Origin of the sequence: Bradyrhizobium barranii subsp. barranii (genome assembly GCF_017565645.3) — a bacterium.
GTDB classification, from domain to species: Bacteria; Pseudomonadota; Alphaproteobacteria; order Rhizobiales; family Xanthobacteraceae; genus Bradyrhizobium; species Bradyrhizobium barranii.
The window spans coordinates 5,621,598-5,635,569 of record NZ_CP086136.1 but is presented as its reverse complement, the minus strand read 5'-3'; the positions used below and the strand labels follow the sequence as shown (position 1 = coordinate 5,635,569).

The following is a 13,972-nucleotide window of genomic DNA, read 5'->3' as shown; positions in this document are numbered from 1 at the left end:
GGTCAGAGCTTCTCGGCGCCCGCGCGGAACATGCCGATCACGAGCTCGCTGGCACCGTCGATGGCGCGGCGCATGGTCGAGCCGGTGCCGATCGCTTCGGCGGCATAGACGGGCGTCTCCACCGCGATATTGCCGCTGCGCCAGACCTTGACCACGCCGACCTTCTGGCCGGCTTCGATCGGCGCGCGCACCGGACCGCTATAGACGACGCGCGCAATCAGCTTGTCACTACCGTTCTTGTGCACCATCACCTTGACGGGCGTCTTGGCGACCAGCTTGACCGAGCGGCTCTCGCCGCCAAACACTTTTGCGTAGCCAACCTGCTGGTCGGCCGCGATCAAAGTGCGGGTCTCGAAATTGCGAAAGCCCCATTCCAGCATCTTCTTGGCTTCGGTGGCGCGATCCTCAGGATCTTCCAGGCCGTTGACGACCACGATCAGCCGCGTGCCGTTCTGCACGGCCGAGCCGACCATGCCGTAGCCGCCTTCCTTGGTGTAGCCGGTCTTCAGACCGTCGGCGCCTTCCATTGAATTGAGCAGAGGATTGCGGTTGGGCTGGCGGATCTTGTTCCAGGTGTACTCCTTCTCGCCGAACAGTTTGTAAAATTCGGGGAAGTCGAGAATGATGTGGCGCGCGAGGATGCCGAGCTCGCGCACCGTCATCTTGTTGCCGGGATCGGGCAGGCCGTTGGAATTGCCGAAGGTCGACTTCGTCATGCCGAGCTCGCGGGCACGCTTGGTCATGAAGTCGGCGGCAAAGATCTTCTCATTGCCGGCAATGCCCTCGGCCAGCGCGATGCAGGCGTCATTGCCGCTCTGGATGATCGCACCATGCAGGAGGTCATCGACCGAAACCTTGCTGTTGATGGCGGCGAACATGGTCGAGCCGCCCGAGGGCGCCCCGCCCTTGCGCCAGGCGTTCTCGCTGATCCGGTACTCGTCGGTCGGCTTGATGTCGCCCTTCTTGATGGCATTGAAGACGACTTCGGCCGTCATCAGCTTCATCATGCTGGAGGGCGCACGCAGTTCGTCGGCGTTCTTCTCGAACAGGACGCTGCCGCTGGAAGCCTCGATCAGGATCGCGGTGGGGGCGTCGCCATCGAAGCCGGAATCCTCGGCTTTCTTGGCGCCCTGGATGCTCTGGTTGGCGGCGTACAGGGCCCCGCCCCAGCCGATGCCCGCCACCAGAACCGCCGCGATCAGCCCGCGCGCCAGCGCACCGGCAGAAAACCGGGTGCGACGGAGCGGAAAAAGACGAAATGCCATGGCGAAGCCCTGAGAGCGGCGTTCTAACAGCAGGAACCGGTGCGAACAACACGGGGCTGGCCACCGAACCCGAGATTGCACGATTCTCGGCGCGCCCCTATCGTGGCACCTGATATTTCCCGACCAAACCCCTGAAACAAGGCGGAAAAGCGATGTTGTCCACCCGCGTGATCAAGGCCAACGGGATCGACCTGTTCATCCGCGAGGCCGGCCAGGGTCCGCTGGTGGTGCTGTGCCACGGCTGGCCCGAGCTATCCTACTCCTGGCGCCACCAGATCCCGGCGCTGGCGGACGCCGGGTTTCGCGTCGTCGCCCCCGACATGCGCGGCTACGGCCAGAGCGCGGCGCCGGCGGACGTCGCCGCCTACTCGATCTTCGACACGGTCGGCGACGTCGTTGGCCTCGTGCACGCGCTCGGCGAGGGCAAGGCGATGGTGGTCGGCCACGACTGGGGCGCGCCGGTCGCCTGGCACGCGGCGCTGTTCCGGCCCGACATCTTCACGGCGGTGGCGGGCCTGAGCGTGCCGCCGCCATTCCGCGGCCGCGGCAAGCCGCTCGATCTGCTGCGCCAGGGCGGCGTCACCAATTTCTACTGGCAGTATTTCCAGACGCCCGGCGTCGCCGAGGGCGAGTTCGAGCGTGACATCGCCCGCACCATGCGCATCGTGCTCGGCGGGCGCGGCCTTGCCGATCCCAGTGCCGCGATGTTCGTCCAGGAGGGCAAGGGCTTTCTCGGTCACGCGCTCGCCGAGGAGCCGCTGCCCAACTGGCTCAGCGAGGCTGACCTCGCCTATTTCACCGAAAGCTTCCGCAAGTCCGGCTTCCGCGGCGGGCTGAACTGGTATCGCAACCTCGACCGCAATTGGGAGCTGACCGCGCCCTGGCAGGACGCGCAGATCCATCAGCCGTCGCTCTTCATTGCCGGCTCCAAAGACGCCGTCATCACCGGCCTGATCGAAAGCCAAGCGCGTCAACGAGCTCGAGCGCGTGCTGCCCAATCTGACGCGGAAGCTGATCATCGAGGGCGCCGGCCATTGGGTCCAGCAGGAGCGGCCTGACGAGGTCAACGCTGCGCTGCTGAAGTTCCTGCGCGAAGTGGCTGTGCGTTAGGCGAGATCTTTTTTCATCGCGATGTGGGCGGCGTCCGCCTGCCCGATCTCGGCAAATCCTCGCCGCAGGTAAAGCCTGTGCGCGGCCGGATTGTCCGCAAGCACCGAGAGCGTCAGCGCACCGACACCCTGCTGCCGTGCGCTCGCTTCGAGAGCGTCGAGGATCTTCGTGCCGGCGCCGCGACCGCAATCGGCCGGCAGCAGCGCGATGTTGATGATGTGCCAGTGCTCGCTTTCGCAATGAAGCAGCAGCCGGCCGATCGCGGTCCCTTCCTGTGTGACGATCAGCGAGATCGCCCCCGGAAACTGCGCGGCATAGCCGGCCGCTTGGCTGCGGAACTGTTGCGCGATGATCTGGCCGACGATCGGCCCGGACAATCCGGTCGCGGTGAATTGCCCCGTCCGCACCTCCTCGAAGAGACGCCGGATGAACGGCTCGTCATTCGGGCCTGCGGGCCGAAGCCGAAGAGCCGGATCGTCCGGGACGATGTCGAGCGGCGCGCCGTCAATCATGCCGTCGCGCACTCAAGATCGTTCAGGAGCTGCCGAAAGCCGGAAAGATTCCCGCATAGGCGATACACCAGACGATCGCCTGGGTCGGCTGCATGTTGTCGTGCGGCAGGTTCTGCCCGGTGAGTGTGACGGCGCTTGGCACCAAGGTGAGACTGCCGGGTGGCGCCGTGAAGCCGGTGAAGTTCGGGTCGATCGCAACCGTGGTCCCCGCCGCGCCGGGACCTGCCGTAGCGCCTGTCGCGCTTTTGTCGCCGAGTTGCAGGGCGTGCGTGTGCCTCGCCATGTTGTCGCCGATCAGCGTCACCGTCGAACTGCCGACGGTCTCGCCGACGACATAATTTTGCAATCCCGGGCCTTGCCCCTGACCGATCGCGACCGAACCGTTCAGGTTCGGCAAGGCGAAATTGGTCGTGCCATTGCCGCCGTAATAGGTACCGATGAGTGCAAATAACGCACTGTGACCCTGAATTGGCAGGAGCTGGCCGCCGCACGGCAGCCAGGCGCTGTTGAAGCCGCCGACTGCAAAAGGAAACGTAAAAGCCTGGATTTCTCCGACGAACGGATCTGACATGTTGTCTTTCCTTGAGACTGAATACGGATGCGTGCGCGGCCTAACCGGACGAAGGGAAGACGCCCGCGTAGCAAATGCAGTAATTGGCAACCACGCTCGGCATCATGTTGTTGTGCCCGATGCTGTTGCCCGAAGTGGCGACGCAGGGGGCCATCGTGGAGTACGTCCCGGCGTTCGCAATCGGTGCGTAGAGTTCACCTGCTGACGCCGTGGCAAGATGAAGGGTCGGCCCGGGCGTTACATCCGTTGCCGTCACGGTCGAGGACATCAGCGCATGACTGTGGGTCGGCATTTCGGCTTCGATCAGGGTGTGGTTCTCCTCACCCCCGGGCTGGCCCAGCGTATAGTTCGGAAGGCCTGTCCCCTGTCCCTGTCCGATCGGCACACGGCCGCGTAGATCGGGAAGGTTGAACGTGTTGACGCCATCGCCGCCATAGGTGGTGCCGATCACGGCGTAAAGCGTCTCAAACTGGGCAATCGAGACCGACTGTCCATTGCAGGCGAACCAGCCGTCCGGCACCCGCGGAAAGCCAAACAACCTGATCTCGCCGATAAACGGATCTGCCATCGCATATGATCCTTTGGTGTGCGCCCGTTCCGATCCGATCGGCGAATGCGCGAATATGGGAAAATTGAAGTGGACGGATTACGTTTGCGAAAATGCGGCCGTGCAGCCGCTCAGCTTCGCGACGGAAAAATCCCCTGCGTCGCGATCAGATAGCTGATCGTGAGATAGGGCTGCATGTTGTTATGCTGCTGGTTGCCGCCTTCGTTCACCAGATTGGTGCCGGTGGCCAATGGCGTGTCGCCGCTCCCGGCTGCGGCAAAAATCTTCGTCGGGTTGGTCGCCGGCAGTGAGTTTGTCGCGAAGACGTTGCCTGTGGGAGGGACGGCCCCGCGACCGCCTCCTCCGACCGCTGCGGACACTTGAATGAGATGATTGTGGGCCGGGAGCTGCTGCGCATTGAGGCTGGCCATATACGACCCGCCGGTCATGCCCACGGGAATTTGCCCGGCGCCACTCGAGCCGAGGATCGCGCGACCGCGCAGATCCGGGAGTGCAAACGTCGTCACTCCGTTGCCGCCATAATAGGTGCCGAGCAACGAGAACAGCCCGGCATTTTGCTGGATAGCCAGCAGCGCACCGTTACACAGCGCCCAACCTCTGGGAATCACTGCGCCCGCAAAAGGCATGATTTGTCCGAGAACCGGCTGTAACGGCATGACCCCTCCCCCAAAAATCTAACGACCCGTCGCGTGATGATGCAGACCACGACGGCGGCACTTAAATTAAAGAATGAATTTATTGCGGCCCACTCGCCAAGATTGTTGAACAGCCAGCGTCGACAGTCAAGCGCAAGCGCAACCATTGACACGCCAAGCGTTTCCGTCGATTGCTATCAAAGCACGCTTTTGTTGCCGCTATGCAACGGTTCGCCGCAAAGTAGTGCCCGCGACTTGGTATCGGCAGTTTGGCTGGCTCGCTCGCTTGCGTTGCGCACCGCGTCCCGTCAAATGCACGCAACGATATAGGCGAATAATTTCACAATCAGGGATTTTAGGCGGATGCTCTATCGAGAGCTGCCGCCAAGGGGGGCCGGTGAGTCACGCGATTGCGGTGGCCATTCCAGAGATAATCGGGGAATTGGTGGCCCCGACACGCGATGGTGAAGCTAAGCCTTCGCGGATATTGCGCTCTCTCTGGCGGGCGGCTCAACGCATCTGCATCGCGGCCGTCGTGATGCTCGGCGCGATGGCAGCGGCGAACGCGGCTTGCGATCAAACGACGGATTCCGACGTCGGGCGTGACCATCAACTTCACGTCGGTCGGTCAGATCTATCGCCTGTGTTTGACCGTTGGCGCAGCCGCGGCCGACGACTCGGTTGTATACGGCGTCTATTCCGTCGCGGGTACAGACGCCTTTTACAATGCACCGATCGCAAATTCGAGCGGCCATTCGGGCAGCCCACTGCTCACAGCGGCCGATTATAATCCGACCACGTCAAAGGCAACTTACACATTTCACCCAACGAACCCGAACCAAAACGGTCAATCCGCGAAGGCCGGCCAGGCCGAGATCGATATCACGCTGAACAGCAAGACAGGTAACGGACAGGACTCGATCATCCTGTATTACGCGCCGGGCTGCAGCGATTTCGACGTGCGCTGCTCCGGCAGTTCGATAGCAAACACCGCTTACACGTTCACGATCAATCTGCCCGTCCCCGCGCCGACCATCACTTCGATTACGCCGACTTCAGGTCCAGGTGGAGGCGGCACCAACGTGATCATCACTGGCACCAATTTCACAGGTGCGACGGCCGTGACGTTCGGGGCAACGGCCGCGACTGGCGTCACGGTCAATTCGGCGACCCAGATCACTGCGACATCTCCGGCCGGGACTGGCACCGTGGATGTCCGAGTGACGACGGCCGGCGGGACGTCGGCGACGTCGGCGGCAGACCAGTTCACCTATATTGCCGCCCCGACTGTCACCTCGATCTCACCGACCGCAGGCCCCACCGCCGGCGGAACATCGGTGACGATCACCGGCACCAACTTCACCGGAGTCACGGCCGTGACGTTCGGCGGGACCGCGGCGACCGGCTTCACGTTCAATTCGGCGACGTCGATCACGGCGACCTCGCCGGCGGGCTCCGCCGGCACGGTCGACATCAGCGTCACCACACCGGGCGGGACATCAGCGACCTCGGCTGCGGATCAGTTCACCTATGCCGCGCCGCCGACCGTGACGTCGATCTCGCCGACATCGGGTCCGCAGACCGGCGGCACGACCGTGGTCATCACCGGTACGAACTTCTCCGGAGCAACTGCGGTCACGTTCGGCGCAACGGCGGCAACCGGTTTCGCGGTCAATTCGGCGACCCAGATCACCGCGACATCGCCCGCAGACACTGGTACGGTCGACATCACGGTGACGACCGTGGGCGGAACATCGGCAACGTCAGCAGCCGATCAATTCACTTATGTTCCGGCACCGACGGTCACTTCGATTTCGCCGACCTCGGGTCCGGGCGCTGGCGGCACCACCGTAACCATCACCGGCACCAACTTCACAGGCGCGACGACCGTAGTGTTCGGAGCAGCGGCTGCGACTGGCGTCACGGTTAATTCGGCGACCCAGATCACCGCGACGTCGCCGGCAGGAACCAGCACGATCGACATCAGGGTGACGACAGCCGGCGGCACCTCGGCCACCTCCGCCGCCGACCAGTTCACCTATGTCGCCACGCCAGCCGTCACGTCGCTTTCGCCGACGTCGGGGCCGGCGGCCGGCGGCACGGTGGTGACGATCACGGGCACCAATTTCACCGGCGTCACGGCCGTGTCATTCGGCGGGACGGCCGCGGCCGGCTTCACGTTCAATTCAGCGACCTCGATCACCGCGACCTCTCCGGCGGGGGCCGCCGGTGCTGTTGACGTCAGGGTCACGACGCCGGGCGGGACGTCCGCGATCTCGGCGGCTGATCAGTTCACCTATGCCGGCCCTCCCTCGATCACGTCGATTTCGCCGACAGGCGGCCCCCTGGGCGGCGGCACCATTGTCACGATCACCGGCGCCAATCTGTCAGGTGCAACGGCGGTGACGTTCGGCGCCACGGCGGCGGCCGGCTTCACCGTCAATTCGGCAACCCAGATCACCGCGACATCGCCTGCCGGGGCCGGCACCGTGGACATCAGGGTAACGACGGTAGGCGGAACGTCGGCAATGTCCGCGGCGGATCAGTTCAGCTACGCCGCGACGCCGGCGGTGACGTCGGTTGCGCCGAATGCGGGCCTGCTCGCCGGCGGAACGACGGTCACCATCACGGGCACCGCGTTGTCCGGAGCCACCGCGGTGAAGTTCGGCGCAACCAATGCGACCAGCTTCACTGTCAATTCGGCAACCTCGATCACCGCGGTCTCGCCGGCCGGCGCCGGTACGGTCGATGTCACCGTGACGACGCCAGGCGGAACGTCCGCCACATCGGCATCGGACCAATTCAGCTACACGCCGGCACCAACGGTCGGCTCGATCTCACCGAGCTCCGGATCCGCGATCGGCAGCACCTCCGTGGCGGTCACGGGGACCGGATTCACCGGCGCCACCGCAGTGAAGTTCGGCGCCAACAACGCGACCAGCTTCACGGTCAATTCGGCAACGTCGATCACGGCAACCTCGCCGCCCGGCGCCGGCACCGTCGATGTCACCGTGACGACGGCCGGAGGGACGTCGCCGACCTCGGCGGCAGACAGGTTCACCTATCTGTCCGCGACGACCACCACGGAGCTCACCTCGTCGAAGAATCCGAGCAGCTACGGCGAGTCTGTAACGTTCACGGCCAAGGTGAGCAGCTTGGGCGGAACGCCGACGGGAACGGTCACTTTCAACGACGGCGGCACGCCGATCGGCACGTCTAGCCTGTCGGCCGGCGTCGCCACCTTTGCCACGACCACGCTCGCCGTCGGCAATCACAGCATCACGGTGACCTACAACGGCAGTGTGGCCTTCAACGCCTCGACCTCGCCGGCCCTGAACCAGTCGGTCGACATTCCCGCCGACAGCGCCAAGCTGCGCGCCCTCCAGCTCAACGTCACCAAGATCGTGGCGCAGAGTTCGGGACAGGCGATCTCCGGTTCGATTGACACCGCGATTTCCGAAGGGTTCAGCGACGGCGGGCAATACATCACGCCAGGCGCGGGCGGACTGCGCGTCAATTCCGCCGCCGCGCCCGACGGCGATGAGGACGACAAGCCCAAATCCGGTCAGCAGCCCGGTTCTCAAAGTTTGAACGCCTATTCGGGCGACGGCGGCCCCGGCCGGACCGGCGGCCGCGGGCGCGGCTCCTCGCGGATCGATGACGCCTTCGCCGCGATCGATCGGGCGGCTCCGACCAAGGCACCGGCTGCGCGCTTCAGGGAGCAGAAGGACTGGCTGTTCTGGATCGACGTGCGCGGCAGCGGCATCGATCAATGGGGCTCGTCCGGCAACATCGGTCAGGGTGCAACCCAGGCCACACTCTTCGGTCAGCAGATCAACCGTAAACGGTACGAGAGGCCCACGGAGCCACGGACTTGGTGCGGACGGCCTACGCACCGCGCTTGAAGCGTATAGGCATCCAGAACTGCCGGAGGGCCTCGACGGTTGCTGGAATGTTGCGCCAGGCGTTTTGGATGATGGGCTGCGTTCCCAGCGTGCGCCGGGCCGGGGGTAGCAAGGGTCGACCGGCGTCGTCGATGCAATGGACCAAGATCGGCCGCAGCATAAGGTGTTCGGTTCCATTCGGGGGGAGAAGCCGCGACCAGACGAGAAGCCGAAGCTTCATGACGGCGTAGAAGCCCATGCACCAGGGCTGCGGGTCGACTTCGCCGTCCGGTGATCGCACGAACAGCGGCTCGAAGCTCTCCGGTCTCGTCGACAGCGTCTCGCTGATAGCGTTGTGGCGCATCAGCGTGGCGGCGATTGCCGAGAACTCCTCGGTGTCGTGATTGAAGGCGTCGGGATCTACGCCGAGGAGCGGGCACACCCATTCCTCGGACGCCATCGAGACCGGCCCGGCGACGACCGCGGCCACCGCGCCATCGAGCATGGAGAGCGACGTCGCCCGCGGATGCCGAAGCGTCGGCGACCTGGCGCGCTTGCTGATCCATTGCCCGAGCCGTTCGAACGACATGGCATAGTCCGCCATCGTCGTCTTGCGTGCTTTTCGCGTTCCCCGCCCTTGCTTCGGCTTCGTCATGCCACGGCCCGCTTTTCGGCTTCGCGTGCGGCCTTCCAGTTCCAGGCCAGAAGTTCGTGAAGCTGGTTGGTCTTCGTGGCGCCGCTCACCATGCGATCGAGAACGTCGACGAGATACGCCTCGGGGTCGAGGCCATTCAATTTCGCTGTGTTAAGAAGCGAAGCGAGTATCGCCCAGGTCTCGCCCCCGCCTTCGTCACCACTGAACAACGAGTTCTTTTTTCCGATCGCAATTGGCCTGATCGATCGTTCGACCGTGTTGGTGTCCGGCTCGAGCCGCCCGTCATCCAGGAACGTCGTCAGGCCCTGCCAGCGTTCGAGCATGTAGTCGATCGCCTTGATGAGCGTCGAGCGGCGGGAGATCCCGTCCTTCACCGCGATCAGACGGGCCCTCAACGCCTCCATCAGCGGCTTCGTCTCGGCCTGTCGCGTCGCGCGGCGTTCCCCAGCATCGAGACCGCGGATCCTCTCCTCGATCGCGTAGACGGCCGCAATGCGCTCGATGACCTCCGCGGCGAAGGGTGAGTTCGTCGTCTTGTGCACCCTCACGAAGTTGCGGCGCGCGTGAACGAGACAATACGCCAGCTGGATCTGGCCCGACATCATCGCATCGCCCGCCAGCGAGGCGTAGGCGGCATAGCCGTCGACTTGCAGCACGCCTTCGAAGCCGGCTAACTGCGCCACGATCTCCTTTTTGCCGCGACCACCTGCGAACACGTAGGCGACCGCCGGCGGCGCCGGCCCCTTCCACGCCCGATCGTCCGTCGCGTGCGCCCAGAACTGGCAGATCCTCGTGCGGCCGCGTCCCGGATCGAGCACTGGCATCGGCGTCTCGTCGCAGAACAGCCGCTCGAAGCCGTGCATAGTCTTCAGTTGCAGATCGTAGAGGCCCCTGACCAGCCACGCCGCGCTCCCCATCCAGCGCGCCAGCGTCTGACGGTCGACGACGACACCCTGACCCGCCAGGATCTGCGTCTGGCGATAGAGCGTCGATTGCCAGGCATATTTGGCCGCGGCGATATGCGCGATCAGCGCCGTCGTTGCCATGCCGCCCTCGACGAGCCGCGCCGGTGCCGGGGCCTGGACAATCGGGCCCTCACAGGAGCGGCAGGCGTATTTTGGACGGATCGTGCGGAGCACACGCAGCCACGCGGGAACCCGATCGAGCGCTTCGCTGCTCTCCTCGCCGATCCGATGCATCTGACCCGTGCAGCACGGGCACAGCGTGGACGCCGGCTCGATCACCCGCTCGACCCGAGGCAGATGCGCCGGCAGCGCGCCGATGTTGCGCTTCGCTTTGCGCCGCTCCGGCCGCGGCGCGTCCGGTTTGTCGTCATTGGCCGGGAGCTGTGAGCCGGCGGTCCGTTCCAGATCAAACGCGATCTGTTCGGCGCAGACGATCGCCGCGCGCTCCGATCGTGCGCCGAAGATCAGGCTCTTCAACGTGGCGATCTCTGCGCGCAGATCATCGTTCTCGCCTTCGAAAGCCAGCACCATCTCGGCAAGAGCCGCAGGGTCAGAGGGGAGATCTTCGGGGCGAAGCGCCATATCGCAGAGCTACACGAACGCACTCGCAATCGCCAGCAAAACAAGACGCTTCAGGCAACCTTCGTCGGCCGCTTCGTCACCTTCGGGACCACACGCGACCACTCCGCAAGACCTTCAATCAGCATCGCCAGTTGCGCCCCCGTCACCGGCATCGTACCCTCGCGAACAGGTGGCCAGGCAAAGCCCCCATTCTCCAGCCACTTCGTCGCTAGAACCATTCCCGAGCCGTCAAAAACCAGTAGCTTCAAACGATCCGATCGCTTCGATCGGAAGACATAAACGTCACCGCTGTAGGGCTTGCCGCCTAATCCCTCCGCTACCAGCGCGACAAGGCCATGAACGCCTTTACGAAAGTCAATCGGCTGCGTCGCGACGAACACACGGACCATTGGACCGAAAGAGATCATCGCGTCGATCTCACCGCCGCCAGCACGCGCTCCAGCGTCGCGGCGTCGACGCCGACGGGCACGCGCACCGTCGCGCCCGCGATCATCACCTCGATCCGCTCGGCCGGATCCGTCAGAACATGCGCCTTATCGATCGCGTTCGGCTGCGCCTCGACGGCGGCCTCGAGCCTGACTTGCACGAACTGCGGCGCTTCGCTCGACGCGAGCCGCGCCTGGCGCCGCCACACACTGAGCAGTCCCCGGTTCACCCCGTTGCGTCGAGCCACCTCGGAAATGCTCGTCTCCGGATCGGCACTCTCGGCCACGATCCGCGCCTTCTCCGCATCGCTCCAACTGCGCCGTCGCCTCTCCCCTGTGATCACCTCGATCCGCTGATAGGAGGCGGCATCATGCCCGTCTTGATGTCTGTCTTGATGCATGGAACGAGCGTCCCTCGCGTTGTCAAATCCACGCGCGAGTCTCGCTCATCCCGTCCACCTAAACGAGGTGGGGTCGTCGTACCGCTATCGATCAACCTGCTGTCCGGACTGACCTACCGGGCGAGACCCAATTTGCTGGTCGGTGTGACCGGCGGCTATGAGAACTTCAGCTACACCCAGACCGACATCAACGGAAAGCTGAAGGGCGACGGCTGGACCGTCGGCGCCTATCTCGGCTGGAAGATCATCCCGACGCTGCGTTACGACGTGGCCGTGACCTATTCCGGCATCGGCTATGACGGCACCGCCGGCACGGCGCAAGGCAACTTCAACGGCAATCGCTGGATATTCGCGACCGGCTTCACCGGCAGCTACAGCTGGGCCAATTTCAATATCGAACCGTCGGCCAAGGTCTACGCGATCTGGGAGTGGGAAAACGCCTATGTCGACTCGCTCGGCACCCAGCAGGCGGCCCGCACCTTCTCGAGCGGCCGCGCGTCTGCCGGCAACAGGGTCTCCTATCCCGTGCCGTGGCTCGATAGCGTGCTGCTGGTCCCCTATGCCGGCGTCTTTGCCGACTATTACTTCACGCAGGACGATGCGGCCGCGATCGTTGCTGCGGGCGGCATCCCGCTCGCTTCGACACCATTGCTCCAGGGCTGGTCAGCCCGCGTCACGGGCGGCATCGGCGCAAGGCTGGCGGGCGGCACCACGGTCGGCTTCGGCGCCGAACTCGGCGGCATCGGCAGCAACACGCAGATCTGGACGTTCACGGGACGCGCGCGCATCCCATTCTGATCCCTGAGCGCGACGACGTGTCAGCGGCGCTACGTCGCTCGCCGGATTTGCCGGCTTGGTACCTGCTTAGTAGAGGCCGCGGCCGCTCAGGATGCTGCGGGCCTCGGCGGCGCCGTCGGCCGATGACGGAGCGTTCTCGGTCGCGTAGCGGCCATCCTCGTCATAGGACACGGCGCGCGCGTTCTGGAGCGCCCGGCCCCGGCCCCGGCTCGAGGCCGACATCTCCGAGGTCGCGTTGAGCGACGCCATGTCGGCGGAGGTGTGGCCGAGATTGTAGGGCCGCCCTTCCGGCGTCGGAACCTCGCCGCGAATGGCGCCGCGGTTCGACGATGGCAGCTCCGGCACGAAGGGCCTTGCCGAGGCGACCCGTACCATCGAGGGCGACGGCGCCGGGATCCCGGTACGCAGGGTCGCCATCAGCTGGCGATCGTCGGAGCCTTCCAGCGGCGCCCGGCCAACGTATTCGACACGGACCTTGGCGACGCCATTGCCTTTGAATTCAAGGAGTTCAGCGGCTTTGTTCGAGACGTCGATCAGCCGGTTGCCGTGATAGGGCCCGCGGTCGTTGACGCGCACGATCAGCGATTTGCCGTTCGAGACATTGGTCACCCGCGCATAGGACGGCATCGGCAGGGTCGGATGCGCCGCTGTCAGCGAGGTCATGTCGAACACTTCGCCATTGGCGGTCAGGCGGCCGTGGAAATCGTCGCCGTACCAGGACGCCATACCCTCGGCGCGGTAGTTGACGTCCTCCTCCGGCACGTAGGTCCGGCCGCCCACAACATAGGGCTTGCCGACGCGGTAGGTGCCGCCGCCTTTCGGAACCGGATCCCCAAACGCCACGACCCGCGGGCTCGAGGACACGCCGTATTTCGGATCGACCCGGCTGGCGAACTTGTTCGAGGAGGCGCAATTGGCGAGCGCGAGGCAGGTCGCGACCGCCGCAACACCGCGTGCGGCCCGCAAAACCGAATCTGACCGTCGGATCCCCATGCGCCCCAAATACCACTTCGCCGGAGGCGTACCCAACCCGCTTTGGCTACGGGGGAGCGCTGTCCGGTCCCAAAATCCTAGGCGGCCCACCACCGCGTCGGAAGCAGTAAGGATAACGCAACCCGAACACGGCGGAAATGGGGAGCCCACAGCGTTCACGCCGGGATGGTAAACGGGGCGTTCGCTTCTCCCCGTTGATCTACGGAGCGCAGGCACCCTGCTCTGTGCCACTCCTGGACATTCTGTTGCGCCAAATCCTCACTCCACCCCCATTGTCTTGTGGCTCACTGGAATTCTTTTGACTGTGCAAGGCCGCACGCGTTTTCTCGGTTGCAGGGGCGAACTGGAATTTCATGATGATCGAGACGGTTTCGGCACTGATGGGTCTGGTAAGCGCGGGGATCTTCCTGGCCCATGCGTTTGAAGGTTACCGCACGAGGGCCTGAGGGCATTCGCGCGGACGGCAAGGATCACCTCTTTCAAGACGGCACGTTCGGACAATCTTAATCGATCCGACTGAGCATCGAACACGAGAGCGGCAGGTGTCCCATGCGCAACCATGACTTCGTATCCGATGGCTTCCTGGCACTGACCGCCGGCGGCTTGTT

At 64.5% G+C, this 13,972-nt stretch carries 11 protein-coding genes and 2 pseudogenes; 3 read left to right on the top strand and 10 right to left on the bottom strand.

Annotated features, from left to right (window positions below; all coding sequences use genetic code 11):
- Positions 1 to 2 precede the first annotated feature (2 nt).
- Positions 3 to 1,265, bottom strand: a complete 1,263-nt coding sequence (locus tag J4G43_RS27070) for a D-alanyl-D-alanine carboxypeptidase family protein (RefSeq protein WP_208086839.1) — start codon at positions 1,263 to 1,265, stop codon at positions 3 to 5.
- Between the two features lie 152 nt (positions 1,266 to 1,417).
- Here J4G43_RS27070 and J4G43_RS27065 point away from each other — a divergent pair.
- A pseudogene (locus J4G43_RS27065) lies at positions 1,418 to 2,375 on the top strand (alpha/beta fold hydrolase).
- Here J4G43_RS27065 and J4G43_RS27060 read toward each other — a convergent pair.
- From J4G43_RS27060 to J4G43_RS27045, 4 genes are all read right to left on the bottom strand, one after another.
- Entirely contained in the window at positions 2,372 to 2,899 is a 528-nt protein-coding gene (locus tag J4G43_RS27060; protein WP_225005154.1) for a GNAT family N-acetyltransferase, read from the bottom strand. The pseudogene J4G43_RS27065 and the gene J4G43_RS27060 overlap by 4 nt on opposite strands.
- Positions 2,900 to 2,909: 10 nt before the next feature.
- A complete protein-coding gene (locus J4G43_RS27055) occupies positions 2,910 to 3,458 on the bottom strand; it encodes a phage tail protein (protein ID WP_208086838.1) in 549 nt (182 codons plus the stop codon).
- 40 nt (positions 3,459 to 3,498) lie between these two features.
- Positions 3,499 to 4,026 carry a phage tail protein gene (locus tag J4G43_RS27050; protein WP_208086837.1) on the bottom strand — a complete coding sequence of 176 codons (528 nt, stop codon included), beginning with the start codon at positions 4,024 to 4,026 and terminating at the stop codon, positions 3,499 to 3,501.
- A gap of 110 nt (positions 4,027 to 4,136) precedes the next feature.
- Positions 4,137 to 4,682 (bottom strand): phage tail protein, encoded by a 546-nt coding sequence (locus tag J4G43_RS27045; RefSeq protein WP_208086836.1) that lies wholly within the window; start codon positions 4,680 to 4,682, stop codon positions 4,137 to 4,139.
- A gap of 581 nt (positions 4,683 to 5,263) precedes the next feature.
- On the opposite strand from J4G43_RS27045, the gene J4G43_RS27040 reads away from it, so the two are divergent.
- Positions 5,264 to 8,566, top strand: coding sequence for a beta strand repeat-containing protein (locus tag J4G43_RS27040; protein ID WP_225005151.1), 3,303 nt, complete (start codon positions 5,264 to 5,266; stop codon positions 8,564 to 8,566).
- Here the strand turns inward: J4G43_RS27040 and J4G43_RS27035 are convergent.
- From J4G43_RS27035 to tnpA, 4 genes are read right to left on the bottom strand one after another with little or no spacing between them, the layout of a single operon-like run.
- Complete coding sequence (locus J4G43_RS27035) at positions 8,550 to 9,200, bottom strand: UPF0149 family protein (protein WP_063712394.1); 651 nt, start codon at positions 9,198 to 9,200, stop codon at positions 8,550 to 8,552. The genes J4G43_RS27040 and J4G43_RS27035 overlap by 17 nt on opposite strands.
- Positions 9,197 to 10,747 (bottom strand): IS66 family transposase, encoded by a 1,551-nt coding sequence (gene tnpC, locus J4G43_RS27030; protein WP_035681142.1) that lies wholly within the window; start codon positions 10,745 to 10,747, stop codon positions 9,197 to 9,199. Before tnpC ends, J4G43_RS27035 begins: the two co-directional genes overlap by 4 nt.
- A 50-nt stretch (positions 10,748 to 10,797) precedes the next feature.
- Positions 10,798 to 11,154, bottom strand: coding sequence for an IS66 family insertion sequence element accessory protein TnpB (gene tnpB / locus J4G43_RS27025; RefSeq protein WP_018273742.1), 357 nt, complete (start codon positions 11,152 to 11,154; stop codon positions 10,798 to 10,800).
- The gene (gene tnpA, locus J4G43_RS56070) at positions 11,151 to 11,573 is read right to left on the bottom strand and encodes an IS66-like element accessory protein TnpA (protein ID WP_018273743.1); all 423 of its coding nucleotides are present in this window, start codon (positions 11,571 to 11,573) and stop codon (positions 11,151 to 11,153) included. The genes tnpB and tnpA overlap by 4 nt, the downstream gene beginning before the upstream one ends.
- Positions 11,574 to 11,663: 90 nt before the next feature.
- On the opposite strand from tnpA, the pseudogene J4G43_RS27015 reads away from it, so the two are divergent.
- Positions 11,664 to 12,371 (top strand): annotated as a pseudogene (locus J4G43_RS27015) (autotransporter outer membrane beta-barrel domain-containing protein); the annotation flags it as partial.
- Between the two features lie 66 nt (positions 12,372 to 12,437).
- Here J4G43_RS27015 and J4G43_RS27010 read toward each other — a convergent pair.
- Positions 12,438 to 13,364 carry a septal ring lytic transglycosylase RlpA family protein gene (locus tag J4G43_RS27010; protein ID WP_208086835.1) on the bottom strand — a complete coding sequence of 309 codons (927 nt, stop codon included), beginning with the start codon at positions 13,362 to 13,364 and terminating at the stop codon, positions 12,438 to 12,440.
- Between the last annotated feature and the right edge of the window lie 608 nt (positions 13,365 to 13,972).